This window comes from Oleiphilus sp. HI0132 (assembly GCF_001635845.1).
The window spans coordinates 1-285 of the sequence record NZ_LWGJ01000995.1; the positions used below are offsets into that span (position 1 = coordinate 1).

Below are 285 nucleotides of genomic sequence, written 5' to 3' on the forward strand. Positions count from 1 at the left end.
GTTTGATCAAGATACTGATGGCTCGATGCAGCGCGCGATGGATGAAGTGGTTGATGGCGAGATGCAAAACTTTAAGTCAAATGGTGCGGCTTATACGAGGAAGCACTTCTTTGGTCGCTATCCGGAGCTTGCCAAGTTAGCTGAGCAATTGAGTGATCGGGATATTGAGCAACTTAATCGTGGCGGGCATGATCCTTACAAGGTTTATGCTGCGTATCATAAGGCGGTTAATCATAAAGGTCAGCCGACCGTTATTCTGGCGCACACGATCAAAGGTTATGGCTT

Annotated in this window: 1 pseudogene; it reads left to right on the top strand. The window is 47.4% G+C overall.

What is annotated here, in order from left to right:
- Window positions 1–285, top strand: a pseudogene (gene aceE / locus A3766_RS11205) (pyruvate dehydrogenase (acetyl-transferring), homodimeric type); the annotation flags it as partial.